Genomic DNA, 26,038 nt, shown 5'->3' with positions numbered 1-26,038 from the left:
CTAGGGTTCGTACGGGAATGCGGCCGACACGGCGAAGCCGCCGCCCGGACGGGGCCCGGCGGTGAAGTCGCCGCCGTACATCATGACGCGTTCGCGCATGCCGATGAGCCCGTGCCCGTCACCGCCCGGCAGGACGCGCGCGCCGGGCCCGTCGTCGGTGACGTCGATCGACAGGCGGCGTCCGCCGGCCCTGACGCGGACGCGGCAGGACGCGGGAGCGGCGTGTTTGACGACGTTGGTGATCGCCTCCTGCACGATGCGGTAGGTGGAGAGCTCGACGCCTTCGGGGAGGCCGGAGGCGTCCACGTCCAGGTCGACACGGACGCCGGCCATCGCGGCGCGTTCCGCGAGGACGGGCAGGCCGGCCAGGCCGGGAGCCGGGCCGAGGTCGGCGTCGGTGCGCAGGACGCCGAGGAGATGGCGCATCTCCGCGAGGGAACTGCGGCTCGTGCTCTCGATGACGCGGAGGGCGTCCAGGGCTTCGCCGGGGCGTGCCGGGGCGACATGGACGGCGACGCCGGCCTTGACGGCGATCAGGCTCATGCTGTGGGCGACGACGTCGTGGAGTTCGCGGGCGATGCGGAGCCGTTCGTCCGAGACGGCCTGGTCGGCGAGGCGGCGGGCGGAGTGCGCGGTCTGCGCGCGGCGCTCCCGGACGGCGCGGCCGAGCGTCCAGGACGCGCCGAGGACGGCGAGGCCGAGCACGAACCTGCCGAGGATCTCGGCGTGCCGGCCGGCGGGCCCGACGGTGGCGCCGGCGAAGATGAGCAGGGCGCTGGCGGCGCCGATCAGCGGGGTGGGGAGCCAGCGGCGGCGGCGCCGGGTGAGCGCGACCGGGTAGAGGGCGAACGCGGCGGCGGCGTGGGAGTCCCAGGGCAGGCCGAGCGCGAAGGACGCGGTCGAGGCGGCCAGGACGGCCGCGAAGACGGGCACGGGCCACAGCCGCCGCACCGCGAGGGGCAGGCCCGCCGCGGCGGCCAGCGGGACGCCGACAAGCGCGGACTCGCCAGAGGCCGCGGAGAGCGTCAGGAGCACCAGCGTGTAGAGGACCGCGGCACCGGCGTCCAGCCCGATGAGGCCGCGCCGGCCGAACCGCGTGCAGAACGGAGGGCGCAGCTCGGATTCGTCCACGTCACGACGGTAGCGGGACGCCCGGGGCCGGCGCCTCGTACCGGCGGCCGTCAGACCGGGGTCGCAGGCGGGGCGGAGCCCTCGGAGCACGGTCGGACGCGCGGGTCCCGCCCATGCTCCGATGTGGGACGGGGCCGCCCCGTACGAGCCTGGTCCGCATGATCGAAGTACACGAGCTGACCAAGCGCCACGGCGGGACCACCGCCGTGGATCACCTGTCCTTCGTGGTGCGGCCGGGGACGGTGACCGGGTTCCTGGGTCCGAACGGCGCCGGGAAGACGACGACGATGCGCGTCCTGCTGGGGCTCGGCGGGGCGACGTCCGGCGAGGCGCTGGTGAACGGCGGCCGGTACACCGAGCTGCGGCGGCCGATGCGGGAGGTGGGGGCGCTGCTCGACGCGTCCGCCGTGCACGGTGGGCGCCGGGCGTTCGACCATCTCGGGTGGCTGGCGCGCAGCAACGGGATCGGGACGCGGCGGGTGACGCAGGTCCTGGAGCAGGTCGGGCTCGCCGGGGTGGCGCGCAAGCGGATCGGCGGGTTCTCGCTCGGGATGCGGCAGCGGCTCGGGATCGCGGCGGCGCTGCTGGGCGATCCGGGGGTGCTGGTGTTCGACGAGCCGGTGAACGGCCTGGACCCGGACGGCGTGCGCTGGATCCGGGAACTGATGCGGTCCCTGGCGGCCGGGGGACGGACGGTGCTGATCTCCAGCCATCTGATGAGCGAGATGGAGCTGACGGCCGACCGGCTGGTCATCATCGGGCGCGGCCGGCTGATCGCGGACACCTCGGTGCGGGAGCTGGCGGACCGGTTCCGGCGCGGCGTCCTCGTCCGCTCGCCGCGTCCGGCCGACCTGACCGCGGTGCTCGCCGCCGCGGGAGGCGGTGTCGAATCGGCCGCGGGCGGTGCGCTCAGCGTGACCGGGCTGGACGTGACCGCCATCGGCGACGCGGCCGCCGCGCACGGGATCCCGCTGCATGAGGTCACGCCGCACAGCGCCTCGCTGGAGGAGGCGTACATGGAACTGACCGCGGGCAGCGCCGAGTTCGGGGCGGTGACACCGTGACCGACGCGCTGGCGGCGGAGTGGTGGAAGCTGCGTTCGGTCCGCTCGACCTACTGGGTGCTGTCGGTGACGGCCCTGTTCACCGGGTTCGTCCTGCTGCTGGCGTTCCAGATGGCGCACGTCTGGGACGGGCTGGCCGCCGACCGCCGCGATGAGCTCCTGCTGCGTCCGCTGCAGGAGCTGGCCGGCTGGGGCGCGTCACTGTGCCTCGGGATCCTCGGCGTGCTCTCCGTCACGTCCGAGTACCGGACGGGCATGATCCGCACGAGCCTCACCGCGCTGCCGGGGCGGCGCACCCTGCTCCTCGCCAAGAGCACGGTCATCGGGGCGGTGGCGCTGGCCGCCGGGGAGGCGGTGACGATCGGCTCGTTCCTCGGGACCCGGCTCATCGTCGGCGACCGGCCCTTCCCCGACCAGCGGGCGTCCATCGCGCACGACCTGCCGGGGTTCGTCCTCGCGGGCACGGTGGTGCCGGTCTTCGCGCTGCTCGGCCTGGCGTTCGGTGTGCTGCTGCGCTCCACGGCGGGATCGATCGTGTCGGTCGTCTTCGCATGGCACGTCCTGCCGCTGCTCGCCTGCCACCTGCCGGGGCCGTGGAACGCGCGGATCGGGTCGGTCATGCCCGGTGCCCTGCCCAGGGAGATGGCGGGGCTCAGCGCGGAGAACTCCGTTTACGGCGACCTCCTGTCCCCGGGAGCCGCGGCGGCCGTGCTGGTGGCGTACGTGCTCGTCCCGCTCGGATTCGCCGCCTTCCTCCTGACCCGGCGCGACGTCTGAACGCGCCTTGACCGCCCCCTGAACGCACGAACGGCGGCGTCCCGGAGAAGGACGCCGCCTTTCCCATGCCCGCGAGGTGCTGCCGAAGCGCTCAGGCGGGCAGGGCGGGTTCAGCCCGCCTGGAGCGAGGTCGCCCGGACGGCCAGGCGCTCGCGGAGCATGTCGATGGCCTCGTCGATGCGGCGCGCGGCGGCCTGGGCGCGGACGCGCCGGCCGTCGATCTCGGCCACGGCCTGGGCCAGCGCCGGCCGCGGCAGCGACGAGTCGTTGACGACGCTCAGCGTGACCTGGACGGAGGTGACGTGGTGGGCGGCGGTGAGCGCCTCGCGGACGGCGCGCTCGGCGGCGGCGCGCTCGTGCGCCGTGACATCGCCCGAGGTCAGGAACCGGATCTCCGGTCGCTCACGGGTCGCGTTCATGATTCTCCCAGATGCGCGGTGGTGGTCGCCTCTCGGCAGCGGGCGGCGGTGGCCGCCCGCTGCCCGGTCAACGTCCGAGCGGCCGGAGATCTTGCCGGGGCGGGACGAGAGCTTCATCACGTACCGCCCGGCGGGACCGCGCGGGCGCCCCGGCGATTCACCAAATTGCACGACAACCGACATTCACGTGTCACTCGACGGATTGCGGATTGACTTGTCAGGATTGGCCGTGTGCAATGTCACAGAACGGCGCCCAATTGACGCGCCAGCCACCTCCGGGGCCGCCTTCGAAATGACCATCGGGACGACTCCCGTCCCGAAGCGGCGCCACGTTCCGCAGCCGCCCAGCCACCGACTGCACTGGTCACCGGATGTCTCGGCCGGCGCGTCCCGGGCGACGCCGCGCACGGGATCCGTTCGCGAACGCGTTTTCGCTATCTCCCAAAAGCGTGTCCGCATCCTCTAACATAGGTCGGTGCCGTTCCATCAACGAGCAGACCTGTCGACTGGCTGGTGACCCCTTGGCCCAGGATTCAGCTGCCTCCGCGCCTCCGCCCGATGGCGATCCCACCGGACGGCTGATCAATTATCCGCGACGCGGCGGCCCCACCGTCCTGCGCATTCTGCTCGGCGCGCAACTGCGCCGGCTGCGCGAGGCGAGCAGGATCTCCACCGAGCAGGCGGGTTACGAGATCCGCGGCTCCCACTCCAAGATCAGCCGGATGGAGCTGGGACGGGTCGGGTTCAAGGAACGCGATGTCGCCGACCTGCTCACCCTCTACGGCGTCTCCGACCCCGACGAGCGCGCCCCGCTGCTGCGGCTCGCCAAGGAGTCCAACACTCCCGGCTGGTGGCACCGGTACGGCGACATCCTGCCGAGCTGGTTCGAGGTGTACCTCGGCCTGGAGGAGGCCGCGTCACTGCTGCGCGCCTACGAACTGCAGTTCGTGCCGGGGCTGCTGCAGACCGAGGACTACGCCCGCGCGGTCGTCCGGCTCGGCTTCTCCGACGCCTCCGAGGAGGAGGTCGAGCGGCGCGTCCAGATCCGCACGACGCGGCAGGAGCGGTTCACCTCGCCCGGCGCGCCGACGCTGTGGGCCGTACTGGACGAGGCGGTCGTGCGGCGTCCCCTCGGCGGCCGGGACGTGATGCGGGCCCAGATCAGGCACCTGATCGAGGTGTCGGAGCTGCCCCATGTGACGCTGCAGATCGTGCCGTTCGGGGCGGGCGGGCACGCGGCGGCGGGCGGCCCGTTCACAATCCTGCGCTTCGCCGAGCCCGGCCTGTCCGACGTCGTCTACCTGGAGCAGCTCACCAGCGCGCTCTATCTCGACAAGCCGACGGACGTCGACACCTACATGCGGGTGATGAACAAACTGTGCATCACGGCCGAGCGTCCCGACGACACGGCGCGCTTCCTCACCCGCGTCCTGAAGGACCTCTGACCGGGTCCACCGGTCTGGGGTTCACTGGTCTGGGGTTCACTGATCTGGGGTTCACGGGGCGCCGATGACCCGCCGGTCCCGGCTGCGGCTTCCGCCGCGGAACTCCGCGATGACCTCACCGTCCGGGACGCGCCGCACCGTCACGTCGCAGACCCCGCTGCGGCCGTAGCGGACGCGTTCGGACGCGCTCGCCTCAAGCACGTCTCCGCCGCGCGCGCTCGCTACGAACACGACGTCGGCGGACGCGGCGACCGTCACGGTGTCGTGGGTGTTGCACGCATAGGCGAACGCGGTGTCGGCGAGCAGGAACAGGTAGCCGCCGTGCGCGATGCCGAAGCCGTTCACCATGGTGTCGGCGACCGTCATCCGCAGCCTCGCCCGGCCAGGCGCGATCTCCACGATCTCCATGGCAAGGTCCTGCGCCACCTTGTCCCGTGCGTACATCGTCTCGGCGCATCGCCGCGCCACTTCCACCGCGTCGTCCACCGGCCCAGCGTAATGAGCCCGGCGCGCCGGCAGGGCACGGCATTGAGTGCCGCACTCCGGGAAGAGCATCTCCCGTTCGGGGGTTGACCCGGGCAGCCGGACAACGGCCAAGGCCGGACCAAAGGAGGATTCGATGCTTTTCGGCAAAGAGCACGTCAAGCGCTATCAGGAGACCGACGGGGCGGAGGGGCACGCCTGGCAGGGCACGACGGCGCTGCTGCTCACCACGACCGGGCGGAAGACCGGCAAGGAGCGCACGACACCGCTCATCTACCAGACCGAGGGTGACGCCTACCTCGTCGTGGCGTCCAAGGGCGGCGCCGACGAGCCGCCGCTGTGGTACCGGAACCTGCAGGCGGACCCCGCGGTGAAGGTGCAGGTGAAGGGCGACAAGTTCACCGCGCGGGCCCGCACCGCGACGGCCGCGGAGAAGCCGGCGCTGTGGCGGAAGATGACCGCCGTCTGGCCCGACTACGACGAGTACCAGAAGAAGACGAGCCGCGAGATCCCCGTGGTGGTGCTGGAGCGCGTCTGAGGCGGCGGACGCGCGTTCCCTTTCGCCGTGCGGGCGGGACGTGTAGCGTCGGCGTAGAACACCCATTCGACCGACGTCCGTCCGACGCAGCCGAGGTGCCGACGTGCCCACGTCCCAGAGCGCTGACACCGCGCCCGCCGACACGGGTCCGCCGACACGGCCGCTGCGGCGCTGGGACATCGGCGCGCCGGGCGAGACGAGCCCGCTGGAGGCCGGTCCCGGCCGCCGCTGCTGGCGCGTCGGCACATCCGCGGGGACGTTCTTCCTCCGGGAGTACGCCGAACCCGACCGGCGCCGTCTGCTCTTCCAGCACACCGTCACCACCGCGCTGGACGCGGCGGGGCTGCCGGTGCTCGCCCCGATGCCGGCGCGCGGCGGCCGGACGCTGGTCACCGCGGCCGGTCACGGCTACGTCCTGTACCCGTGGGTGGGGGGACGCCGGCGGGGCGGGCTGGAGCTGACGTTCGGCCAGTGCGAGGCGCTCGGCGAGTTGCTCGGGCGGCTGCACGCGGCGCTCGACGAGCTGACGGCGCCCGTCCAGCAGAGCATGCTGGTGCCGACACCGCGCGCCGCGGACGCCTCCGCCGCCGTGGCGGAGATGCTGCGGGACGTCCCGGGCGACGCCGGCGGCACCGACTTCGACGCGCTGACCGGGCGCCGGCTCCGCGAGCGCCGCGCCCTGCTCACCGAGTTCGCCGGGCACCAGCCGCCGGACATCGAGGTGAGCACGGTCGGGTACCTACACGGCGCGTTCCACGCGGGGCACCTGCGCTACGGCGGGGCGGGCAACGTCACCGCCGTCCTCGGCTGGGACGGGCTGGCGGCGGGGCCGATCGCCGGTGAGGTGGTCCGCTCGGCGGCGCGGCTGTTCGCCTGCGAGGACGAGCGCGGCCTCGATCTGGACCGCGTGCAGGCGTTCGTGCGGGGCCACCGTTCGGCGTATCCGCTGGACGCCGGGCAGATCCAGGCGGCGGTGCACCGCGAGTGGTGGGAGCGGCTCTGCGACGTCGCGCCGCTGCGGCACCGGTACCTCGGCGCGGACGGCACGGGCGGGCGCGGTCCGGCGCCCCTCGTGGCCTGGTGGTCGGCGCATCTCGACCGCACCCTCGACGCGTTCGCCGCGCCGTACGCGGCCGCCCACGCCGACGCGCACGACGACGGCCACGCCCACTACGGCTGACCGATCCTCCCGCGGGCGGGTAGGGACCCACGGGATGCGCGCCGCGCGGCCGTGTGCGAGGCTTGCCCCGGCACGGTTATGGATCGAACAGTTCAAAAAGGAGTGCGAGATGACTCGGGTCGCGATGCTCGGAACCGGGATCATGGGGGCGGCGATGGCCCGCAACCTGCTGCGGAACGGCCACCGGGTCACGGTGTGGAACCGCACGCGGGCGCGCGCCGAACCCCTCGCCGCCGACGGCGCGGTGGTGGCCGGCTCCCCCGCCGAGGCCGTGGACGGTGCCGAGGTGGTCATCACGATGCTGAAGGACGGCGAGACGGCCCTGTCCGTCATGAGCGAAGCGTCGCCGTCGCTGCGCCGGGGGCAGGTCTGGGCACAGATGGGCACGGTCGGCCTCGCGTCCCTGGGACGGCTCGCCGCCCTCGCCGCCGAACGCGGGATCACGTTCGTCGACGCACCCGTCCAGGGGACGAAGCAGCCCGCCGAGCAGGGGAGGCTGCTCGTTCTCGCCGCCGGGCGGCAGGAGGCGCGGGCCGTCCTGGATCCGCTGTTCGACGCGGTCGGCGGCCGGACGCTCTGGCTGGCCGAGGACGGCGCGGCCGGCGCGGGCACCCGGCTCAAGCTCGCCGCGGTCGGCTACGCGATCTCGCTGACCGCGGTCGTCGCCGAGTCCGTCGCGCTGGCGAAGGGCCTCGGTCTCGACCCGGCGCTGCTCGGCGAGGTCCTCACCGGCGGCCCGCTCGACAGCCCCTACCTGCAGATGAAGATGAAGGCCATGGTCGAGGGCGACTTCGAGCCGAGCTTCGCCGCCCGCAACGCCGAGACCAACACCCGGCTGATCCACGAGGCGGCGGAATCCGCCAAGATCCAGGTGGACGTCAACGACGCGGCGGGCGAGCGGCTCCGCCGCGTCATCGAGCGGGGACACGGTGACGAGGACATGGCCGCCACGTATCGCGCGAGCTTCCTCACCTGACCCGCGCCGGGACACCGGCCGGGCGTGGCGGTGCCCGGGGCGGCGCGGCTCCGGGTGAGGATGGCGGGCATGGACGTACTGAGCAGCCGCATCCTGCTGCGCCCGGCCGACCCGGCGCGCACCCGGTCCTTCTACCGCGATGTCCTGGGACTTGCCGTCCACCGGGAGTTCGGCCCGGCCGGCTCCCCCGGCGTGGTGTTCTTCCTCGGCCCGGGGTTCCTGGAGGTGTCGGGGCACGGCGCGGGCGAGACGGGCTCGTCCCCGATGATCTGGCTCCAGGTGCGGGACGTGCGGGCGGAGCACGATCGGCTCGCCGCCGCCGGGGCGCGCGTCACCCGGGAGCCGCGCGAGGAGCCGTGGGGCCTGGTCGAGATGTGGATCGAGGACCCGGACGGCGTGAAGATCGTTATTGTGGAGGTCCCGGAGGGGCACCCCCTGCGCCGCGACCCGCGTTCCTGATCCTGCCCGGCGCCGTGTTCCGGCCGCACGTGCCGTGGCGGTGGCCGGTCGTGCGGCGCAAGCCGCGCCGATCCCTGGCCGGGACGCGGAAAAGCTGGAAAACACTGGAACTGTCGGGAAGTGGCTGTACTGTCTGCCGCATGCCCCGGTCCCCCGGTGTCCCGACCCCCGACGAGCTGGAGACGCGCATCACCGAGCTGCGCGCCGCCGTTCGGCGGGCCATGGCGGCCGGGGACCGGCGGGCCGCCCGCGCGCTGCGCGCCGACCTGCGCCGGGCCGAGCAGGCGTGGGACGACGCGGTCCTCGGCGGGCCCGCGACCCACGACGACGGCGAACGCGGGCTGCTGCCCGTCCGCGAGCAGGTCCACCAGGCGCTCACGCTCCTCGGCGTCCCGGCGGCGCCGAAGCTGATCGGGGCGGTGTACGCGGCGTTCTTCACCGGCGAGATCCCGGGGAGCCGGCTGACCAGCCTGCGCCGCGACGAGGAACGCTCCTTCCGCACCGCGCCGTACGCGCGGCCGTACTACCTGTGCGTCGCGCTGACCGCCGACCTGCTCGCCCCCGCGCGCGGGCTGCTCACCGTGAGCACCTGGCCTCTGGAGCGGCGGGTCGTCGGGCCGCTGAGCCCGCGCACCGACTTCCTCACCGCCGCGGTACGGCTCGCCGAGCACGCCGGGCGCGGCACCCCGTCCCCCGGCGTGCAGCGGCTGCTGTGGCGTTTCGCGTCCAACATTCCCGGTGCGACGACCGGTACGGTCGGTACGGCCGATCCGGCCGTGCTCGCCGAGGCCGCCCGGGCCGAGCTGGACGTGCACCGCGAACCGGACCGGCGGCACCGCGAGGCCGCCGCGGCCCGCGCCCGGGACCGGCTCGACGACGCGGAACGGCTGTTCGGCAGCCGGCTGCGCGCCGTGCGGGCCTCCGGGCGGCACCCTGCCATCGATGGAGAGACCGACCGATGACCGACACCGCACCGGAGCTGGACCGGTTGCGCGGCGACGCTCCGCCGCGCAACCACGACGCCCGCACGATCGCCGCGCTCACCTCCAATCCGGGCTGCGCCCGGCGCGGGGTGATGGACGCGGCGGGCGTCGACAAGGACGCGGTGGCGCGGGCCCTGGGGTTCCCCGCGCCGTTCGGGCAGTCGCAGTTCGCGATCACGCGCGGCAACGTGTTCGAGGCGCAGGTGAAGGCCGACGGGTGCGCGGAGCTGGTGACGCTGCTGCGCGAGCGGCTCGGCCTCGACGTCCCCGAGGTCGCCTACGACGACCTGGAGGTGGTCGCGGGCAGCGAGAGCCGGGAGCTGCGGCACTCGCGGACCCGGCGGCTGCTCGCCCGCGCGCTGGAGTCGGGCGAGGGGACGCTGTTCGACCATCCGCTGCTGCGGCTGGAGATCGCCGGGTGTCCGGCCTATCTGGAGCCGGACGTCATCGCGTTCCAGCTCGCGGGCCGGCTGCACGTCATCGAGATCAAGTCGTTCGCGGTCGTGGACGGGCAGGCCGAGCCGGAGCAGGTCGCCGCGGCGGCCCGCCAGTCGGCGGTGTACGTGCTGGCGCTGCGCCGGCTGGCGGCGGAGCTGGGGCACGACCCGGCGCGGGTGTCGCACGAGGTGTTCCTGGTCTGCCCGGAGAACTTCTCCAACCGTCCGACGGCGACGCCGCTGGACGTGCGGCCGCAGCTCGCCGTCCTCGAACGGCAGCTCGCCCGCCTCACCCGCGTGGACGCGCTGCTGGCGGAGCTGCCGGGCGGCCTGACGTTCGCGCCGGGCGAGACGCTCGCGGCATCCGTACGCGCGGTCGAGGCACGGTACGCGCCCGAGTGCATGTCGGGCTGCGAGATGGCGCTGTTCTGCCGGGACGAGGCGCGGTCCTGCGGCGCCACGGGCGCGCTGGGCCGGTCCGTCCGCGACGACCTGGGCGGCATCGACGCGATCGCGACCGCGCTGGCGCTGGCGGACGGCTCGCTGACGCCGTCCGACGACCTCGCCGAGACGGCCGAGCGGCTGCGCGCCGCCGGCCGCCTGCGCGCCGAGGCCCTGCACGGGGCCGCGTGAGCCGTCGATGAGCGCACTGTCCTCGCTCGCGCGGCTGCAGGCGGCGGCCGCCGGGATCGCGCAGCCGCTCGCGACCGTACGGCACTGTCACCTCGCGGACGCGCCGCTGGTGCTCGTCCCGTTGAAGCTCGCCGGAGAAGCGGCGGCACCGCTGGCCGTCATGGCCGGGAGCACACCGGACGATCCCGCACTGCTGGTCGTGCCGCAGCCGCGCAACCGGGATCTGCGGTTCGCGTTCGCCGCCGCCTTCGCCAAGCTCGTCCTCAACCACATCGAGACGAGCCGGGGCGCGGTGGAGGAGCTGCCGCCCGGCAAGGAGGGCGAGGAGCGGATCCGGTACGGGGACGCGCCGCAGCTGCTCGTCCCGAACCGGGGCGGCGTCGCGTTCCTGCGGCTGATGGGGCGGTCGACGCGGTTCCGCAGCACCGAGGGCCCGTACGCGGTCGGCCCCGCGGTGCCGGTGCTCGGCCGGTGGCTGACCTGGTTCACCGAACGGCACGACCACCCCGGCTCGTCGCTGCTGCAGGCGATGACGGAGACGCTGCGGCTGCACTGGGCGACGGGCCAGAGTTCGCTGGAGGACGGCAACCTCGCGGCGCTGCTGGGCTGGATCGACCCGCCGGACGGCATGGACGGCCCCGCCGCGGCGGCCCGTGCCGAGGACCCGGTGATCTGCCCGCCGGCGGGCCCCGCGACCGACCCGACGTTCGACAACGAGGTCCTCGCGCCCGCGATCGCCGCCTACGACCGGTCGGGGCCGGGCTCCCGCGCCGAGGAGCGCCTCCGGAGCGTCCTCGCCGACCAGCTCACCCCGACGTGGGACCTGATGTGGCGGGCCGTCGCGCTGCTCCGCACGCTGCCGGAGGGCGCGAGCGTGCCGCGCCGCTGGGAACGCGACCGGGACGCCTTCACCTACTACCACCAGACGTTCGGTGAGGCGTATCCGCAGGCGCGCCGCGACCCGCCGGTCCGGGCGGCGCGGCGGCTGCACGACCTCGAACGCGCGCAGGACGCCTACGACGCGCAGCGCGCGTTCGACGACCCGCTGGTCATGGCCGAGCACCGGCTGGCCGGCCAGGCGTTCGGCGGGACGGTCACCGAGTGCGACCCCACCCGCCTGGACGAGACGGGCCGGCGCCCGAAGCTGCGCCCCCTGCTGCGGGTCGGCACGCGGGACCCGGTGCGGCTGGACATCGGGACGGCCGTCTGCGACGCGGCACGGCCCGCGCTCAAGGGGAGGATCGTGGAGATCGGTGACGGGTCGGTGCTGCTGGAGCTGACCGGCGGGATGGGCCGCAGGCTCACCCCCGAGCCGGGCGTCGTCCCGGCGGCGGGCGACCGGGTGTGCTTCACCTCGCTGACCGAGGGCTCGTTCGGCGCGGCGCGGTTCCCCGACCGTGAAGACACGCCGTGGACGCACGGCGGGCCGCCCGGCGAGTACGTGCCGACCGACGAGGACGCCGCGGAGGAATGGTCGTGACCCGGCACGCGGGCCGCCATCTGGTGGCGGCGGAGGCTCCCGGCCCGGCGGAGGCGGCCTCGCGGGTCGTCGGCGACGTCCTCGCCGATCTCGGCGGCGGGCATCGCGGGGTGGTGGTCGACTCGCCGCCGGGCGCGGGCAAGTCGACGCTGGTCGTGCACGCGGCCGCGCACCTGGCCGGGGCCGGTGAGCGGCTGATGATCGTGGCGCAGACGAACGAGCAGGTCGACGACCTCATCGAGCGGATCGCCGGGAAGCATCCGCGGCTCACCCTCGGGCGGCTGTCGGCGTCGGGGTACGTCCCGTCCGAGCGGGTCCTGGCGCATCCGGCGGTGCGGGTCGCGCAGCAGGCCGGCGACCTGGCCGAGCACGCCATCGTGATCGCGACGGCCGCGAAGTGGGCGACGCTGCAGGACGGGTCGTGGCCGTGGGCGATCGTCGACGAGGCGTACCAGATGCGCTCGGACATGCTGCTGCGGATCGCCGCGCGGTTCGAGCGGGCGCTGTTCGTCGGCGACCCCGGCCAGCTCGACCCGTTCTCCACGGTCGAGGTCGAACGCTGGGCGGGCCTCACCTGGGACCCGATGCGCAGCGCCGTGTCGGTCCTGCTGGCGCACAACCCGGAGCTGCCCGTGCACCGGCTGCCGGTGTCGTGGCGGCTGCCCGCGTCGGCCGCGCCCGTCGTGTCGGACGCGTTCTACCCGTTCACCGGGTTCCGCGCCGGGACGGGGCCGGGCGACCGGCGGCTGGAGTTCGGGGCGCGCGGCATGGGCACCGCCTACGACCACGCGCTCGAAGAGGCCGCCGCCACCGGCTGGGCCCTCTACGAGCTTCCGGCCCGGCACACGCTGCGGACCGACGCCGAAGCCGTCCGCGCGACCGCGGCGCTCGCCGTCCGGCTGCTGCAGCGCGGGCCCGTCGCGCACTCCGAGCAGGGCTCGGCGCCGGTGGACGCGGCACGCGTCGCGATCGGCGCCGCACACCGCGACCAGGTCGCCGCGATCCGCGCCGCGCTCGGCCCGCACGGCGCCGGGATCACCGTTGACACCGCGAACCGGCTGCAGGGCCGCGAGTACGACGTGACGGTCGTCCTGCACCCGCTGTCGGGGCGCCGCGACGCGACCGCCTTCCACCTGGAGTCGGGGCGGCTGTGCGTGCTCACGTCACGGCACCGGCACGCGTGCGTGGTGGTGGCGCGGGCGGGCATTCCCGAACTTCTGGACGCGCACCCGTCCGCCGAGCCGGTGCACCTCGGCGTGCCGGTGAAGTTCCCGGACGGGTGGGAGGCGAACCAGTCGGTCCTCGCCCGTCTCGCCGGGCACCGGGTGGCGGCCGGCTAGGCCGGTCCGGCGGTCGCGGCCCAGCGGCCGTTGTGCCGGGTGATCGTGATCGGGTGGTCGAAGCACGCGCTGACGAGCCCGGTCGTGAGGACCTCGCCGGCCGGGCCCGCCGCGAGCACCCGCCCCTCCCGCAGCAGCAGCGCGTGGCTGGTGCTGACCGGCAGCTCCTCCAGATGGTGCGTGACCAGCACGGTCGTCAGATCGGGACGGTCGGTGCGCAGCCGGTCGAGGCTCGCCAGCAGCCGTTCGCGGGCGGCGAGATCCAGGCCGGTCGCGGGCTCGTCGAGCAGCAGCAGCGGCGGATCGGGCATCAGCGCCCGCGCGATCAGCGTCCGTCCCCGCTCCCCCTGCGACAGCGTCGGCCAGCGGGCGTCCGCCCGCGCCGTCAACCCCAGCAGGTCGATCAGCTCGCCGGCGCGGCGCAGGTCGCCGCCGGTGGGCGTCCAGCGCGGGACCAGTTCGATCGTGCCCGTCACGCCCGTCAGGACGATCTCCCGGACGGTCCGCGCCGACTCCAGCGGATGCCGCGGGTTGACCTGCCCGATCAGCGTGCGCAGGTGGTGGACGTCCACCCGGCCGAGCCGCCGCCCGAGGATCTCCGCCGTCCCGCGGGTCGGATGGACGTACGCGCCGAGGATGCCGAGCAGTGTGCTCTTCCCGGCGCCGTTCGGGCCGATCAGCGCCCAGTGCTCGCCGCGCAGCACCGTCATCGTGACGCGGTCGAGCAGGAGCCGCCGCGCACGGACCAGATCGATCTTGTCGGCGTTCAGCACGATGTCGGACACGGGGCCTCCCGTTCGAGAACTCGGCTTGGGGCACGCGGGAGGGTGCGGCATGCGGGGACGCGGAGAACCGGGATCGCCGGGACGGATGCGCCTGTGACGATCTTCAACGTACCGGAGGGCCGGCACCGGGTTCGAGTGCGGCATCCGGACGGATACTGTGAGATCCGGTGCCTCAGCGATCAGGGGAGAGACATGGAGGACATCGGCCTCATGTGCGCTCGCTGCGGCGGCGAGGTGCACGACGTGACGCACAACCGCGAAGGGTCCCTCGACGGCGTCGGCTACCGCCACAACCGGCGGGTGGAGCCGTGGGACCACGAGCTGGAACTGGCGATCGGCGAGCCCGCCCCGCACGAACCGGGCTGCGACTTCTGCGGTGCGACCGGGCCGAGCTGGCTCTACTACCCCACGCTCGACCCCGACGACACCGACATGTTCGAGGTCGAACTCGACACCACCGACCTCTCGGACGACGACACCGCCGTGGCCGTCCTCAACATGCTCTATCCGTGGTACGCGTGCGACACGTGCTCCGTCCTCGTCGCCGACCGCAACATCGACCTCCTCATCACCCGTGCCCTGGCCCACACCCCTGTCCCGGCGGACGGCCCCGTCGACGAGGACACCGCCCGCGCCCGCCTCCAGGGCTCCCTCTCGGTCTTCTTCACCACCCGCCCCGGCCGCCCCCAGCCCTCCCGGGCAGTGTGAGCCCAGGGGGAAGTGTCAGCCCAGGGCTACCCCGCAACTCCCTCCGGACGCTTGGCCCGTGACCGTGGCCGGGCTTTGAACCGTCGGGGGCGGACTACCCCCCGGGGGCAGGATGTCAGTGCGGGTCATTAGGATCGGTCCCGTTTTGTGTGGTGAGTGGGATTACGGGGGAACGCAGGTGATCGTTGACAGACGGTTCCACGGCCCGGACGGGTCGGGGAACGGGGGTTATGTGGCGGGGCACCTCGCGGGGCGGGTGCCGATCGACACGGTGACGGTGACGCTGCGGCAGCCGCCGCCGCTGGAGACCGAGCTGGTCGTCACGGTGGAGGACGAGCGCGGGCACAGCGTGCGGCTCTGGGACGGGGAACGGCTGATCGCGGAGGCGATCGCGGGGGCGATCGTCGTGCCGCCGATCGCGCCGGTCCCGTTCGAGCGGGCGCTGGAGGCGGCGGAGAAGTACCGGGCGGCGGAGAACCATCCGTTCCCGGGCTGCTTCGTGTGCGGACTCGACCGTGAGCCGGGCGACGGGCTGCGGCTCGAACCGGGGCCGGTCGCCGATGGCACCGTTGCGGCGCCGTGGGTGCCCGAGCAGGTACCCGAGCGGGAGCTGGTGTGGGCGGCGCTCGACTGCCCGGGCGGGTGGTCGTTCGACATAGCGGGCCGCCCGGCGGTGCTCGGCACCATGACCGCGCAGGTCATGGACGTGCCGGAGGCCGGCGAGCAGTGCGTCGTGACGGGGTTCGCGCGCAGCCGCGAGGGCCGCAAGATGCATGCGGCGACGGCCTTGTACGGGGCGGACGGGCGGCTGCTGGGCCGCGCCGAGCAGATCTGGATCGAGGTCGACCCCGCGGCGTTCGGGCGCTGAACCCGGCCGGGCGGCCGTTCCGGCTCCGGGTGGATCGCGGAAATGTGTCGCCCGACGCTGTCGCCCCGGCCGAATCCGCTGTTGAATCTGAGCTTCCGCGAATACGGAGGCAGAACTCATGAGCGGAGACGGATTACTCATCCTCGCGCTCGCGGCCCTCGCGATCTACACGGGGATGCACTGGGAGCGGGCGCGCCGCAACGTCACGGATCTGCGGCTCGGCCGCCGGCGGATCGCCACGCTGCGGCGCGCGGCGGTGCGGGAACGCGGCCACATGCTGGTGGTCACCGGGACGGCGGCGCTGGCGTTCTTCCTGGCCGTCAGGTACGGCTGAGCCCGGGCGGGCGGCCCGCCCGGGCGCGCGGCGATCAGGGGCCGGCGAAGAGGGGGTCCTCCCGGTCCACGCCGTTCACCGGGCGGTCGTGGTTCTGCGCGTCGCCGCCCGGCATGCCCGGCATCTGGTGGCCGCCCGTACCGGAGCCCTGCTTCCCGTTCGGGAGGGGCACTCCGAGCGGCATCGGCGAACCGGGCGGGGCCGGGGCCAGGCCGCCGATCGGCGGCGGTCCGGGGGGCATGCCGGCGGGCTGGGGGCCCGTGCCGTGCGGCATGCCCGGCGGGGGCACCGGGGTGCCGCCGCCCGCCATCCGGCCGCCCGGCGGAATGTGGGACGCCAGCGTGTTGTGCGTGAACTGGTCGATCTGGCGGCGGGCGCGGTCGGCTTCGGCGCGGGCGGCGTCGCGCTCCTCGGCGAGGGCTTTGAGCGCGGCCTGCTGCTCGGCGACCGACTGCGCCAGCTGCCGCAGCTGCACCGCCTGATCGCTGAGCTTGCCGGTCAGCTCGTCCCGCTCCGCGGTCGCAGCCTTGGCCTGCACCTGGGCGGCGTCGCGCTCCTTGGCGGCCTCCTCGGCGCGCGCGTTGCCGCGCACGACCTCCGCCTCCGCCTCGGACTGAGCGCGCAGCGCGGCGGTGCGCTCGGCCTCGGCCTTGCTGGCGGCCTGCATGGCGCGCTGCCGCTGCGCCTCGGCGTCGCGCATGGCGTTGCGGAGATCCTCGGCACCCTGCTTGGCGACGGCGGCCTCCACGCGCTGCGCCTCGGCGGCGCCTTCGGCCTCGGCGAGCTTGGCGTGCAGGGCGACGAGCTCGGCCCGCGCCGCCTCCAGCGCGGCGAGCAGCTCGGTCTCGCGCGCGGCGACGCGGTCGCGTTCGCTCTCGGCGGCGAGCTTCGCCGTCATCGACTGCTGCGCGACCTGGTGCGCCTCCTCCCACGCCTGCTGCGCGGCGTCGCGCTTGGCGGTGGCGAGATTGGCCTCCTCCCGGGCGCGGGCGGCGTCCCGCTCGGCGTCCGCCGCGCGTTTGCGGGCCGTGGACGCCTCCTGCCACGCCTCCTCGGCCCGGCGCTGCGAGGCGTCGCGCTCGCTCTGCGCGATGGCGAGCTCACGGGCGGCCTCCGCGCGGACCTCGGCGACGCGCCGCTCGACGCCGGCGACGCTCAGCTCGGAGGTCAGCGAGTCGGCGAGCGCGTCGGCGGCCTTCTCCAGCCGCTCGACCATCTCCCAGGCCGAGGCGACCTGCCCGGTGAGGCCCGGCGCGTCCCGGCCCCGGTCGCGGCGCTCGCGGGCCTCGCGGGCGCAGGCGCCGTCGTTGTCCTGGCAGTACCGGATGGCGCGGACCGCCCCCACGGGCTGCGGGACGGGTCGTCCGCAGTTCGCGCACGGCCACACCGTGACCGGGTCTCCCATGCGGGCGACGGCCGTCTCCCCCGGCCCCGTCCCGCTGTCCCCCGTGATGCCGGCGACCGCGCCCTCGACGACCGCGCCCCCTGGAGCCGCGGCCGTCCCCTCGGGGCCGCTGTTGTCGCGCTCTTCGCTGTTAGGCATGGAATGAACCATACGCACTAGTCCACGTCACTGCAGTGAATTGGGAGGCAGATGTGGGGGTGCCCACGTCGTCGTTCAGCGGGCGGCGAAGCGGTCGGTGGCCTCGATGAGCCGGTCGCGGTTGCCCGGCTCGGAGCCGCCGTGCCCGGCGTCCTCAGCGATGTGGAACTCCGCTTCGGGCCACGCCCGGTGCAGATCCCACGCCTGGTCCGGCGGCGTCTTGATGTCGTAGCGGCCGTTGACGATCACGGCGGGGATGTGGCGGATGCGGTCGACGCCCGCGAGCAGCCCCTCCTCGGGAAGGAAGCCGCGGTTGGAGATGTAGTGGTACGTGATGCGGGCGAACGTGAGGACCGTGGCGTCGTCCAGATCCGGCGGCGGGACGGGCCGGAGCGTGTTCGCGGCCAGCTCCCAGGCGACCCAGGCGCGGGCCGCCGGCATGTGCACCGCCGGGTCGGGGTCCTCGATCCGGCGGCCGTAGGCGGTGAGCAGGTCGTCCTGCTCGGCGGGCGGGATCGCGTCCCGGAACGCCGCCCACTCGGCCGGGAACAGGTGCGCCGCGCCGGCCGGCGTGAACGCCCATGCCTCGTCGGGCGGGCGGACGAGGTAGACGCCGCGCAGCACGATCTCGGTGACACGGTCCGGATGTGCCTGCGCGTAGGCGAGCGCGAGGGTGCTGCCCCAGCTTCCGCCGAACACCAGCCACCGTTCGATGCCGAGGTGCTCGCGCAGCCGCTCGATGTCGTCCACCAGACGCGGGGTGACGTTGTGCTCCAGTGACACCGACGGGTCGCCCGCGTGCGGGAGGCTCCGCCCACAGCCCCGCTGGTCGAACAGCACGATCCGGTACCCGGACGGGTCGAAGAACCGCCGGTTGTCGGGGAGCAGCCCGCCGCCGGGGCCGCCGTGCAGGAACACCGCGGGCTTGCCGTCCGGGTTCCCGCAGGTCTCCCAGTAGATCCGGTTCCCGTCGCCCACGTCGAGCAGGCCGGAGTCGTACGGCTCGATCGGCGGGTAGTACTCCCTCAATGTCATGATCCAGTCATACCAGGCGGCTGATCATGCATTCTCCGGTCAGAGCTGGGCCATCGCCTTGCGAATGCGCTTGTCGGAGACGGGGAAGCGGGTTCCGAGCTGCTGGGCGAAGAGGCTGACGCGCAGCTCCTCCAGCATCCAGCGGATCTGCCGGGCCGGCTCCTCCTCCCGGCGGGCCGGGTGCAGGCGGCGCAGCGTCTGCTCGTACTCCTGCGCCAGGACGTCGACCTGGTGCGCGAGCATCCGGTCACGTCCCGGATTCTCGGGGAGCTTGTCGAGCCTGACCCGCAGGGCGCGCAGGTAGCGGGGCAGGTCGGGCAGCCGCGCCCAGCCCGTCGCGGTGACGAACCCCGGATGGATCAGCGCCGCGAGCCGGCCGCGGATGTCGGTCAGCGCCGGGACGAGCGTGAGGCTCGTGGTGCCGCGCAGCCGCCGGTCGGCCTCGTGCGCCTCGGCCAGGATGCGCTCGACGAGCCCGACGATCTGGGCCGTCGCGTCGTGCAGGTCGGCGCGGACGCGATCATAGAGGGCGCGGAAGCCGTCCTCGTCCCACGCGGGCCCGCCCGCCTCGGCGATGAGCCGGTCGGCGGCGGCGGTGACGCAGTCGTCGAACAGCGCCGCGACGGAGCCGTGCGGGTTGTGGCTGAGCGCGAGCTTGCCCTTGTTGGTCAGGCGGCCCTGGATGAGCTTCACCGGGGACGGCGCGTTCAGCAGGATCAGCCGGCGGGTGCCGAGCCACATGGCGCGGCGCTGCTCGGCCTCCGTCTCGTACATGCGCACGGCGACCGTGTCGCCCTCGTCGGTGAGCGCCGGGTACGCCTTGACGTCGTAGCCGTTCTGCTTCCGCTCATAGGTGCGGGGCAGCTCCCCGACCGTCCACTCGGTGAGGCCGGAGCGTTCGATCGTGGACGCGGCCTTCGCCAGCGTGCCGCGCACCTTGCCGGCGAGGCGGCGTTTCAGCTCGTCCAGGCCGGTGCCCTCGCCGAGGGTGCGGCCCCGGTCGTCCACGACGCGGAACGTGATGCGCAGATGGGCGGGCAGCCGGGACGGGTCCCACGCCTCCCGCGCGACGGGCACGCCGGTCATCGCGGTCAGCTCGCGTTCCAGGGCGTCCAGCAGCGGCTCGGTGCGCGGCGCGACCCGGTCGAGGACCTTGCGGGCGTAGTCGGGCGCCGGGACGAAGTTGACGCGCAGCTGCTTGGGCAGCGACCGGATCAGCTCGGTGACCAGCTCGGCGCGCAGGCCCGGGACCTGCCACTCGAACCCGTCCGGCCGCACCTGGTTGAGGACCTGGACGGGGATGTGCACGGTCACGCCGTCGGCGTCGGCGCCGGGCTCGAACTGGTAGGTGAGGCGCAGGCGCAGCGGGCCCTGCTTCCACACGTCCGGGTAGTCGGACTCGCTGACCCCGCCCGCGGTCTCGTTGATGAGCATCGACTTCTCGAACCCGAGCAGGTCGGGGTCGGTGCGCTGGGCCTTCTTCCACCACGAGTCGAAATGCCGCCCGGACACGACGTCCTCGGGGACGCGCTCGTCGTAGAAGTCGAAGAGGGTCTCGTCGTCGACGAGGATGTCGCGGCGCCGGGCGCGGTGCTCCAGCTCCTCCACCTCGTCCAGCAGGGCGCGGTTGTCGTGGAAGAACCGGTGACGGGTCTCCCAGTCGCCCTCGACCAGCGCGTGCCGGATGAACAGCTCGCGGGACAGGACGGGGTCGATGCGGCCGTAGTTGACGCGGCGGTCGGCGACGATCGGCACCCCGTAGAGGGTGACCTTCTCGCGCGCCATGACGGCCGCCTGCTTCTTCGACCAGTGCGGCTCGCTGTAGTTGCGCTTCACCAGGTGCTGCGCCAGCGGCTCGATCCACTCCGGCTCGATCTTGGCGTTGACACGTCCCCACAGCCGGGACGTCTCGACCAGCTCCGCCGACATCACCCAGCGCGGCGGCTTGCGGAACAGTGACGACCCCGGGAACACGGCGAACTTCGCACCTCGCGCGCCCAGGTACTCCTGGCCCCGGCGCTGCCTGTCCTTCTTCTCTGCGTCGATGAGCCCGATGTGGGAGAGAAGGCCGGCGAGCAGCGAGGCGTGGATGCGGTCGGGCGGCGCGTCGGCGGTGTTGAGCGTGACGCCGAGCGACTTGGCGACCTGCTTGAGCTGGCCGTGCAGGTCCTGCCATTCGCGGACGCGCAGGAAGTGCAGGAACTCGTTCTTGCACATGCGGCGGAACGCGCTGCCCGACAGCTCCTGCTGCCGCTCGCGCAGGTAGTTCCACAGGTTCAGGTAGGCCAGGAAGTCGGAGGTGGGGTCGGCGAACCGGCGGTGCTTTTCGTCGGCGGCCTGCTGGTGCTCGGCGGGGCGTTCGCGCGGGTCCTGGATGGACAGCGCCGAGGCGATGATCAGGACCTCGCGCACGCAGCCGTTCTTGTCGGCCTCCAGCACCATGCGGGCCAGCCGCGGGTCGACGGGGAGCTGGGCGAGGCTGCGGCCGAGCGGGGTGAGGCGCTTGCGCGGGTCCTTCTCCACCGGATCGATGGCGCCCAGCTCGTGCAGCAGGTCGACGCCGGCCTTGACGTTGCGGCGGTCCGGCGGCTCCACGAACGGGAACGCGGCGATGTCGCCGAGGCCGAGCGAGGTCATCTGCAGGATGACGGAGGCGAGGTTGGTGCGCAGGATCTCCGGGTCGGTGAACTCGGGGCGGGCCTGGAAGTCCTCCTCGGAGTACAGCCGGACGCAGACCCCCTCCGACACGCGCCCGCAGCGTCCCTTGCGCTGGTTCGCCGACGCCTGAGACACCGGCTCGATCGGGAGCCGCTGCACCTTCAGCCGGTGGCTGTAGCGGGAGATGCGGGCGGTGCCCGGGTCGACGACGTACTTGATGCCGGGGACGGTCAGCGACGTCTCGGCGACGTTGGTCGCAAGGACGATCCGGCGCCCGCGATGCGGCTGGAACACCCGGTGCTGCTCGGCCGACGACAGCCGCGCGTACAGCGGCAGGACATCGGTGGCCTCCCCGCGCCGGGTGAAGTGCTTGGTGAGCGCCTCGGCGGTGTCGCGGATCTCCCGCTCACCGCTGAGGAACACCAGCACGTCGCCGGGCCCCTCGCGGCCCAGCTCGTCCACCGCGTCGAGGATGGCCTGGATCTGGTCGCGGTCGGGGTCGGCGGACGGGTCGTCCGGGTCGACGACGGGCCGGTACCGCACCTCCACCGGATACGTCCGTCCCGACACCTCCACGATGGGCGCGTCGCCGAAGTGCGCGGAGAACCGCTCGGGATCGATCGTCGCCGAGGTGATGATCACTTTGAGGTCGGGCCGGCGCGGCAGGATCTCCTTGACGTACCCGAGCAGGAAGTCGATGTTGAGGCTGCGCTCGTGCGCCTCGTCGATGATCAGCGTGTCGTACCGGCGCAGCAGCCGGTCGGTCTGGATCTCGGCGAGCAGGATGCCGTCGGTCATCAGCTTGACGAGCGTGTCGTCGCCGGAGCGGTCGGTGAAGCGCACCTTGTAGCCGACGGCGTCGCCGAGCTCGGTGCCGAGCTCCTCGGCGATGCGGTCGGCGACCGTCCGCGCCGCCAGCCGCCGCGGCTGGGTGTGCCCGATGGACCCGAGGACGCCACGGCCCAGCTCCAGGCAGATCTTGGGGATCTGGGTGGTCTTGCCGGAGCCCGTCTCCCCCGCGACGATCACGACCTGGTGGTCGCGGACCGCGGCGAGGATGTCGTCCTTCTTCTGCGACACCGGCAGCTCGGCCGGGTACGTGATCGCGGGCACGGCGAGCCGCCGCCGCTCGACCCGCCGCTCGGCGGCCTCGATCTCGGCGGCGATCTCCTCGGCGACCTCGGCCCGGCGGCGGGCGTCGCGCATCTTCTGGACGCCGTCGATCCGGCGGCGCAGCCGGTGCCCGTCACGCAGCATCAGCTCCGGCAGGCGCGCACGCAGGTCGGCGAGCGGCGATCTCACACTCGTCCCCATAACCATCGACAAGGATAGGGGTCCAGGCCCCCCGGGCCCCGCTCACCCCACAGCCTTCGCACCGTAGCCGGAACACCCCATGCGGGGCGATCTCTTTTCCCGCGGATACAACACCGCCCGCCACGACCGCATTCCGTTCGCGGCCGAGCGCGGGCGGCGCCCCCTCGGGCAGATCCCCTCGGGCGGGGTCAGCCGGCGCCGTAGACGGGCTCGGGGGCGGGCGCCTTGGCCAGGAGGTCCTTGACGACGTCGCCGACCTCCGCGGGGTCCCAGCGGGCGCCCTTGTCGGCGGTGGGGCCGTGCCGGAAGGCGTCCATCACGCAGATCTTGCCGCCCTCGGCCTCGAAGACCCGTCCGGTCACCTCGCGCGACCCGGCGGAGCCGAGCCAGACGACGAGCGGCGAGACGTTCTCCGGCGCCATGGCGTCGAACTCGCCCTCGGCGGGGGCGGCCATCGTCTGCGCGAAGACCTCCTCGGTCATGCGGGTGCGGGCGGCGGGCGCGATCGCGTTGACGGTGACGCCGTAGCGGCCCAGCTCGGCGGCCGCGACGAGGGTCAGGCCGACGATGCCGGCCTTGGCGGCGGAGTAGTTGCCCTGCCCGACGCTGCCGAGCAGCCCGGCACCGGAGGAGGTGTTGACCACACGGGCGTCCACGGCACGGCCCGCCTTGCTCTCGGCCCGCCAGTACCGCCCGGCGTGCTTGAGCGGCAGGAAGTGCCCCTTGAGGTGGACGCGCATGACGGCGTCCCACTCGTCCTCGCCCAGGTTGACCAGCATGCGGTCGCGGAGGAACCCGGCGTTGTTGACGAGCGTGTCGAGCCGCCCGAACGCGTCGATCGCGGTGGCGACCAGCCCGGCGGCGCCCTCGTCGGTGGCGATGTCGCCGAGGTCGGCGACCGCCTTCCCGCCGAGCGCCTCGATCTCCCGGACGACGTCGTCCGCGGGGCCGCCGGACGCCTCCCCGGTGCCGTCCCGCGCGACGCCCAGGTCGTTCACGACGACGAGCGCGCCCTGGCGGGCGAACTCCAGCGCGTGCGCGCGGCCGAGCCCGCGCCCGGCGCCGGTGACGGCGACCACCCGGTCCTTGCAGATCATCGTGACTCCTCCTTGTTGACGGTGGCGGCGTCCAGGAATGCGGGGCGCTCTCCCCCGCCGTGGACCTGCATGGACGAGCCGGTGACGTAGGACGCCAGGTCCGAGGCCAGGAACACGCAGGCGGCGCCGATGTCGTAGGGGTCGGCGAGGCGGCCGAGCGGCACGGTCCGCCCCACGGCGGCGACGCCCTCCTCGTCGCCGTAGTGCAGATGCGCCAGTTCGGTGCGGACCATCCCGAGGATCAGCGTGTTGACCCGGATGTCCGGCGCCCACTCCACGGCCAGCGACTGGGTGAGGCTGTGGAGACCGGCCTTCGCGGCGCCGTAGGCGGCGGTACCGGGCGAGGGCCGCACCCCGCTGACGCTGCCGATGTTGATGACCGAGCCGCCGCCGCGCTCCAGGATCTTCGGCCGCAGCGCCCGCGACATGATCAGCGCGGAGCTGAGGTTCAGCTCGATGATCTTCAGGTGGGTGCGCAGGTCCCCCTCGGCGACCGGCAGGTACGGCCCGCCGCCGGCGTTGTTGACCAGGACGTCCACGCGGTCGAGCCCGTCGGCGAACGCCTGCGCGGCGTCCGGGTCGCGCACGTCCAGCGAGACGAACCGCGCCGTCCGGCCGTCCGCCTCGGGAAGCGTCTGCGGCGTGCGGCGGGCGACCGCGACGACGTCGGCGCCCGCCGCCAGGAAGGCGCGGCTGATGCCGGCGCCGACCCCGCGCACGCCCCCGGTGACCACGACGGTCCTGCCGCCCAGATCGAGCGTCAGTGACATTCCGCCTCCTTCGTGCGCCTCTGCTACCGTCTGTTCTAACAAATGTTTGGTGGAAAGGTAGCGCATGGGAGTCTCCACCACGACCCTGGACGGGGTCGCCGAGATCGTCGTGGACGCGCCGCCGGTCAACGCGCTGACCGTCGCGGGCTGGTACGAGCTGGCCGACGCGGTGCTCGCGGCGGGCCGCGATCCCGAGGTCGGCGCCGTCGTGCTCCGGGCCGAGGGCCGGGGCTTCAACGCGGGCGTCGACATCAAGGAGATGCAGAACACCGAGGGCCACGCCGCCCTGGTCGGCGCCAACCGCGGCTGTTACGCGGCGTTCGCCGCCGTCTACGACTGCGAGGTCCCGGTCGTCGCCGCGGTGCACGGCTTCTGCCTCGGCGGCGGGATCGGCCTGGCCGGCAACGCCGACATCGTGATCGCCTCGCAGGACGCCTACTTCGGCCTTCCGGAGGTGGACCGGGGCGCCCTCGGCGCCGCCACCCACCTGGCCCGGCTCGTCCCGCAGCACCTGATGCGCGCGATGGTCTACACGTGCCGCAACGTCACGGCGGACGAACTGCACCACCACGGCTCGGTCCTGGAGGTCGTCCCGGCCGGCGAGCTGCGCGCCAAGGCCCTGGAGGTCGCCGCGAACATCGCCGCGAAGGACCGGTACGTCATCCGGCGCGCCAAGGAGTCGCTGAACGGCATCGACCCGGTCGACGTCAAGCGCAGCTACCGCTACGAGCAGGGCTTCACGTTCGAGCTGAACCTCGTCGGCGCGGGCGACGAGCACCGCGACGCCTTCGTCGCCAAGGGGGCCCGGTGAGCGGCCGTGCACCGGTTCTTCGAGCCCTTGGCCTTGCGGGCCAGGTCCTTCTGCGCCTTGGCAAGGCGTTCGCGGTCACGGCGCTCGTGCCGGGGGTTGGTGACCTTCTCCCCGGTCGACAGCGTCACCAGCGACGTGATCCCGGCGTCGATCCCCACCGCCCGGTCGGTCGGGTCGAGACGGGCGATGGCGTCCTCGCACAGCAGGGACACGAACCAGCGCCCGGCCGCGTCCCGGCTGACAGTGACCGTGGACGGCACGGCATCCTCGGGCAGCGGCCGGGACCACACGATCGCCAGCGGCTCGGACATCTTCGCCAGCGTCAGGCGGCCGCCACGCCACGTGAACGCGCTGCGGGTGTACTCCGCAGACTGCCGGGACTTCTTCCGCGACTTGAAACGCGGGTAGGCGGCGCGTTCGGCGAAGAAGTTCGTGAACGCCGTCTGCAGGTGCCGCAGCGCCTGCTGCAACGGCACCGAGGACACCTCGCCCAGGAACGCCAGTTCCCCGGTCTTCTTCCATTCGGTGAGGAGCGCGGAGGTCTCCACGTAGGACACGCGGCGCTGCTCGGTGTACCAGGCGCGGGTGCGTTCCTCCAGCGCCCGGTTGTAGACCAGGCGCGCGCAGCCGAACGTGCGCGACAACTCCGCCGCCTGCTCGCCTGTGGGATGGAAGCGGTACCGAAACGCCCGTTTCACCTGCCGCGCCATGCCTCACATCCTATGGCCCCGCCTGTGATGTTCGCCCGCATGTTCGAGGAACGGCGCGGCA

24 protein-coding genes and 1 pseudogene are annotated in these 26,038 nt (G+C 73.6%); 15 read left to right on the top strand and 10 right to left on the bottom strand.

Translation table 11 applies throughout. The features are described from left to right. A complete protein-coding gene (locus ACQP1N_RS14775; RefSeq protein ID WP_433231908.1) occupies window positions 1-1,131 on the bottom strand; it encodes a sensor histidine kinase in 1,131 nt (376 codons plus the stop codon). A 158-nt stretch (window positions 1,132-1,289) separates the two neighbouring features. On the opposite strand from ACQP1N_RS14775, the gene ACQP1N_RS14770 reads away from it, so the two are divergent. Both ACQP1N_RS14770 and ACQP1N_RS14765 read left to right on the top strand, forming a co-directional pair. Continuing rightward, entirely contained in the window at window positions 1,290-2,195 is a 906-nt protein-coding gene (locus ACQP1N_RS14770; protein ID WP_433231905.1) for an ATP-binding cassette domain-containing protein, read from the top strand. Then, window positions 2,192-2,971 carry an ABC transporter permease gene (locus ACQP1N_RS14765; protein ID WP_067796628.1) on the top strand — a complete coding sequence of 260 codons (780 nt, stop codon included), beginning with the start codon at window positions 2,192-2,194 and terminating at the stop codon, window positions 2,969-2,971. The genes ACQP1N_RS14770 and ACQP1N_RS14765 overlap by 4 nt, the downstream gene beginning before the upstream one ends. Before the next feature lie 110 nt (window positions 2,972-3,081). On the opposite strand, the gene ACQP1N_RS14760 is transcribed toward ACQP1N_RS14765, so the two are convergent. Further along, window positions 3,082-3,390, bottom strand: coding sequence for a hypothetical protein (locus ACQP1N_RS14760; RefSeq protein WP_067796626.1), 309 nt, complete (start codon window positions 3,388-3,390; stop codon window positions 3,082-3,084). A gap of 578 nt (window positions 3,391-3,968) precedes the next feature. Between ACQP1N_RS14760 and ACQP1N_RS14755 the strand changes: the two genes are divergently transcribed. Continuing rightward, window positions 3,969-4,835 (top strand): helix-turn-helix domain-containing protein, encoded by an 867-nt coding sequence (locus ACQP1N_RS14755; RefSeq protein ID WP_067796756.1) that lies wholly within the window; start codon window positions 3,969-3,971, stop codon window positions 4,833-4,835. A 51-nt stretch (window positions 4,836-4,886) separates the two neighbouring features. Here ACQP1N_RS14755 and paaI read toward each other — a convergent pair whose 3' ends face one another. Continuing rightward, on the bottom strand, window positions 4,887-5,321 hold the full coding sequence (gene paaI, locus ACQP1N_RS14750; RefSeq protein WP_306303160.1) for a hydroxyphenylacetyl-CoA thioesterase PaaI: 435 nt from the start codon (window positions 5,319-5,321) through the stop codon (window positions 4,887-4,889). A 133-nt stretch (window positions 5,322-5,454) separates the two neighbouring features. On the opposite strand from paaI, the gene ACQP1N_RS14745 reads away from it, so the two are divergent. The 8 genes from ACQP1N_RS14745 to ACQP1N_RS14710 all read left to right on the top strand — a co-directional run bounded on the left by ACQP1N_RS14745 (window position 5,455) and on the right by ACQP1N_RS14710 (window position 13,344). Next, window positions 5,455-5,856 (top strand): nitroreductase family deazaflavin-dependent oxidoreductase, encoded by a 402-nt coding sequence (locus ACQP1N_RS14745; protein ID WP_067796623.1) that lies wholly within the window; start codon window positions 5,455-5,457, stop codon window positions 5,854-5,856. 103 nt (window positions 5,857-5,959) lie between these two features. After that, entirely contained in the window at window positions 5,960-7,036 is a 1,077-nt protein-coding gene (locus ACQP1N_RS14740) for a phosphotransferase enzyme family protein (RefSeq protein ID WP_433231900.1), read from the top strand. A gap of 109 nt (window positions 7,037-7,145) precedes the next feature. Continuing rightward, window positions 7,146-8,012 carry an NAD(P)-dependent oxidoreductase gene (locus ACQP1N_RS14735; protein ID WP_067796618.1) on the top strand — a complete coding sequence of 289 codons (867 nt, stop codon included), beginning with the start codon at window positions 7,146-7,148 and terminating at the stop codon, window positions 8,010-8,012. A 69-nt stretch (window positions 8,013-8,081) separates the two neighbouring features. Further along, entirely contained in the window at window positions 8,082-8,471 is a 390-nt protein-coding gene (locus tag ACQP1N_RS14730; protein ID WP_433231897.1) for a VOC family protein, read from the top strand. 140 nt (window positions 8,472-8,611) lie between these two features. Continuing rightward, the gene (locus ACQP1N_RS14725) at window positions 8,612-9,433 is read left to right on the top strand and encodes a hypothetical protein (protein ID WP_433231894.1); all 822 of its coding nucleotides are present in this window, start codon (window positions 8,612-8,614) and stop codon (window positions 9,431-9,433) included. Beyond that, the gene (locus ACQP1N_RS14720) at window positions 9,430-10,524 is read left to right on the top strand and encodes a hypothetical protein (RefSeq protein ID WP_433231891.1); all 1,095 of its coding nucleotides are present in this window, start codon (window positions 9,430-9,432) and stop codon (window positions 10,522-10,524) included. The genes ACQP1N_RS14725 and ACQP1N_RS14720 overlap by 4 nt, the downstream gene beginning before the upstream one ends. Before the next feature lie 7 nt (window positions 10,525-10,531). After that, complete coding sequence (locus ACQP1N_RS14715) at window positions 10,532-12,004, top strand: hypothetical protein (RefSeq protein WP_067799108.1); 1,473 nt, start codon at window positions 10,532-10,534, stop codon at window positions 12,002-12,004. Next, window positions 12,001-13,344 (top strand): AAA family ATPase, encoded by a 1,344-nt coding sequence (locus ACQP1N_RS14710; protein WP_433231889.1) that lies wholly within the window; start codon window positions 12,001-12,003, stop codon window positions 13,342-13,344. The genes ACQP1N_RS14715 and ACQP1N_RS14710 overlap by 4 nt, the downstream gene beginning before the upstream one ends. On the opposite strand, the gene ACQP1N_RS14705 is transcribed toward ACQP1N_RS14710, so the two are convergent. Beyond that, on the bottom strand, window positions 13,341-14,129 hold the full coding sequence (locus ACQP1N_RS14705; RefSeq protein ID WP_242608750.1) for an ABC transporter ATP-binding protein: 789 nt from the start codon (window positions 14,127-14,129) through the stop codon (window positions 13,341-13,343). The two genes, ACQP1N_RS14710 and ACQP1N_RS14705, sit on opposite strands and share 4 nt — an antisense overlap. A 192-nt stretch (window positions 14,130-14,321) precedes the next feature. Here ACQP1N_RS14705 and ACQP1N_RS14700 point away from each other — a divergent pair, with 192 nt between their 5' ends. From ACQP1N_RS14700 to ACQP1N_RS14690, 3 genes are all read left to right on the top strand, one after another. Beyond that, on the top strand, window positions 14,322-14,837 hold the full coding sequence (locus ACQP1N_RS14700; RefSeq protein ID WP_067799105.1) for a hypothetical protein: 516 nt from the start codon (window positions 14,322-14,324) through the stop codon (window positions 14,835-14,837). Between the two features lie 178 nt (window positions 14,838-15,015). Then, window positions 15,016-15,705, top strand: a complete 690-nt coding sequence (locus tag ACQP1N_RS14695; protein WP_433231887.1) for a hypothetical protein — start codon at window positions 15,016-15,018, stop codon at window positions 15,703-15,705. A gap of 118 nt (window positions 15,706-15,823) precedes the next feature. Further along, a complete protein-coding gene (locus ACQP1N_RS14690; RefSeq protein ID WP_067799100.1) occupies window positions 15,824-16,039 on the top strand; it encodes a hypothetical protein in 216 nt (71 codons plus the stop codon). Window positions 16,040-16,073: 34 nt separating this feature from the next. Here ACQP1N_RS14690 and ACQP1N_RS14685 read toward each other — a convergent pair whose 3' ends face one another. The 5 genes from ACQP1N_RS14685 to ACQP1N_RS14665 all read right to left on the bottom strand — a co-directional run bounded on the left by ACQP1N_RS14685 (window position 16,074) and on the right by ACQP1N_RS14665 (window position 24,456). Then, window positions 16,074-17,582 (bottom strand): chromosome segregation ATPase, encoded by a 1,509-nt coding sequence (locus tag ACQP1N_RS14685; protein ID WP_067799095.1) that lies wholly within the window; start codon window positions 17,580-17,582, stop codon window positions 16,074-16,076. 75 nt (window positions 17,583-17,657) lie between these two features. Next, window positions 17,658-18,611: a prolyl aminopeptidase gene (gene pip / locus ACQP1N_RS14680; protein WP_067799092.1), complete on the bottom strand. Its 954-nt coding sequence runs from the start codon at window positions 18,609-18,611 to the stop codon at window positions 17,658-17,660. Window positions 18,612-18,656: 45 nt separating this feature from the next. After that, window positions 18,657-22,589, bottom strand: a complete 3,933-nt coding sequence (hrpA, locus tag ACQP1N_RS14675) for an ATP-dependent RNA helicase HrpA (RefSeq protein WP_433231883.1) — start codon at window positions 22,587-22,589, stop codon at window positions 18,657-18,659. A 188-nt stretch (window positions 22,590-22,777) separates the two neighbouring features. Further along, the gene (locus tag ACQP1N_RS14670) at window positions 22,778-23,686 is read right to left on the bottom strand and encodes an SDR family oxidoreductase (protein ID WP_433231881.1); all 909 of its coding nucleotides are present in this window, start codon (window positions 23,684-23,686) and stop codon (window positions 22,778-22,780) included. Further along, a complete protein-coding gene (locus ACQP1N_RS14665) occupies window positions 23,683-24,456 on the bottom strand; it encodes an SDR family oxidoreductase (protein ID WP_433231879.1) in 774 nt (257 codons plus the stop codon). Before ACQP1N_RS14665 ends, ACQP1N_RS14670 begins: the two co-directional genes overlap by 4 nt. 64 nt (window positions 24,457-24,520) lie before the next feature. Between ACQP1N_RS14665 and ACQP1N_RS14660 the strand changes: the two genes are divergently transcribed. Beyond that, complete coding sequence (locus ACQP1N_RS14660) at window positions 24,521-25,267, top strand: enoyl-CoA hydratase family protein (protein ID WP_067799081.1); 747 nt, start codon at window positions 24,521-24,523, stop codon at window positions 25,265-25,267. A gap of 11 nt (window positions 25,268-25,278) precedes the next feature. On the opposite strand, the pseudogene ACQP1N_RS14655 reads toward ACQP1N_RS14660, so the two are convergent. Further along, window positions 25,279-25,977: pseudogene (locus ACQP1N_RS14655) on the bottom strand (RNA-guided endonuclease InsQ/TnpB family protein); the annotation flags it as partial. Window positions 25,978-26,038 lie beyond the last annotated feature (61 nt).

It is taken from the genome of Actinomadura formosensis, from assembly GCF_050948385.1.
Lineage (GTDB): Bacteria > Actinomycetota > Actinomycetes > Streptosporangiales > Streptosporangiaceae > Spirillospora > Spirillospora formosensis.
Note: the sequence above shows the minus strand (reverse complement) of the source record. Positions and strands in the feature narration are given on the sequence as shown.

Bases quoted from the DNA above. Each gene is read 5' to 3' on its own strand.
- ACQP1N_RS14770 (WP_433231905.1), top strand. From the start codon at position 1,290: ATGATCGAAGTACACGAGCTGACCAAGCGCCACGGCGGGACCACCGCC.
- ACQP1N_RS14760 (WP_067796626.1), bottom strand. From the start codon at position 3,390: ATGAACGCGACCCGTGAGCGACCGGAGATCCGGTTCCTGACCTCGGGC.
- ACQP1N_RS14745 (WP_067796623.1), top strand. From the start codon at position 5,455: ATGCTTTTCGGCAAAGAGCACGTCAAGCGCTATCAGGAGACCGACGGG.
- ACQP1N_RS14735 (WP_067796618.1), top strand. From the start codon at position 7,146: ATGACTCGGGTCGCGATGCTCGGAACCGGGATCATGGGGGCGGCGATG.
- ACQP1N_RS14730 (WP_433231897.1), top strand. From the start codon at position 8,082: ATGGACGTACTGAGCAGCCGCATCCTGCTGCGCCCGGCCGACCCGGCG.
- ACQP1N_RS14725 (WP_433231894.1), top strand. From the start codon at position 8,612: ATGCCCCGGTCCCCCGGTGTCCCGACCCCCGACGAGCTGGAGACGCGC.
- ACQP1N_RS14720 (WP_433231891.1), top strand. From the start codon at position 9,430: ATGACCGACACCGCACCGGAGCTGGACCGGTTGCGCGGCGACGCTCCG.
- ACQP1N_RS14715 (WP_067799108.1), top strand. From the start codon at position 10,532: ATGAGCGCACTGTCCTCGCTCGCGCGGCTGCAGGCGGCGGCCGCCGGG.
- ACQP1N_RS14700 (WP_067799105.1), top strand. From the start codon at position 14,322: ATGGAGGACATCGGCCTCATGTGCGCTCGCTGCGGCGGCGAGGTGCAC.
- ACQP1N_RS14690 (WP_067799100.1), top strand. From the start codon at position 15,824: ATGAGCGGAGACGGATTACTCATCCTCGCGCTCGCGGCCCTCGCGATC.
- ACQP1N_RS14685 (WP_067799095.1), bottom strand. From the start codon at position 17,582: ATGCCTAACAGCGAAGAGCGCGACAACAGCGGCCCCGAGGGGACGGCC.
- hrpA (WP_433231883.1), bottom strand. From the start codon at position 22,589: ATGGGGACGAGTGTGAGATCGCCGCTCGCCGACCTGCGTGCGCGCCTG.
- ACQP1N_RS14670 (WP_433231881.1), bottom strand. From the start codon at position 23,686: ATGATCTGCAAGGACCGGGTGGTCGCCGTCACCGGCGCCGGGCGCGGG.
- ACQP1N_RS14665 (WP_433231879.1), bottom strand. From the start codon at position 24,456: ATGTCACTGACGCTCGATCTGGGCGGCAGGACCGTCGTGGTCACCGGG.
- ACQP1N_RS14660 (WP_067799081.1), top strand. From the start codon at position 24,521: ATGGGAGTCTCCACCACGACCCTGGACGGGGTCGCCGAGATCGTCGTG.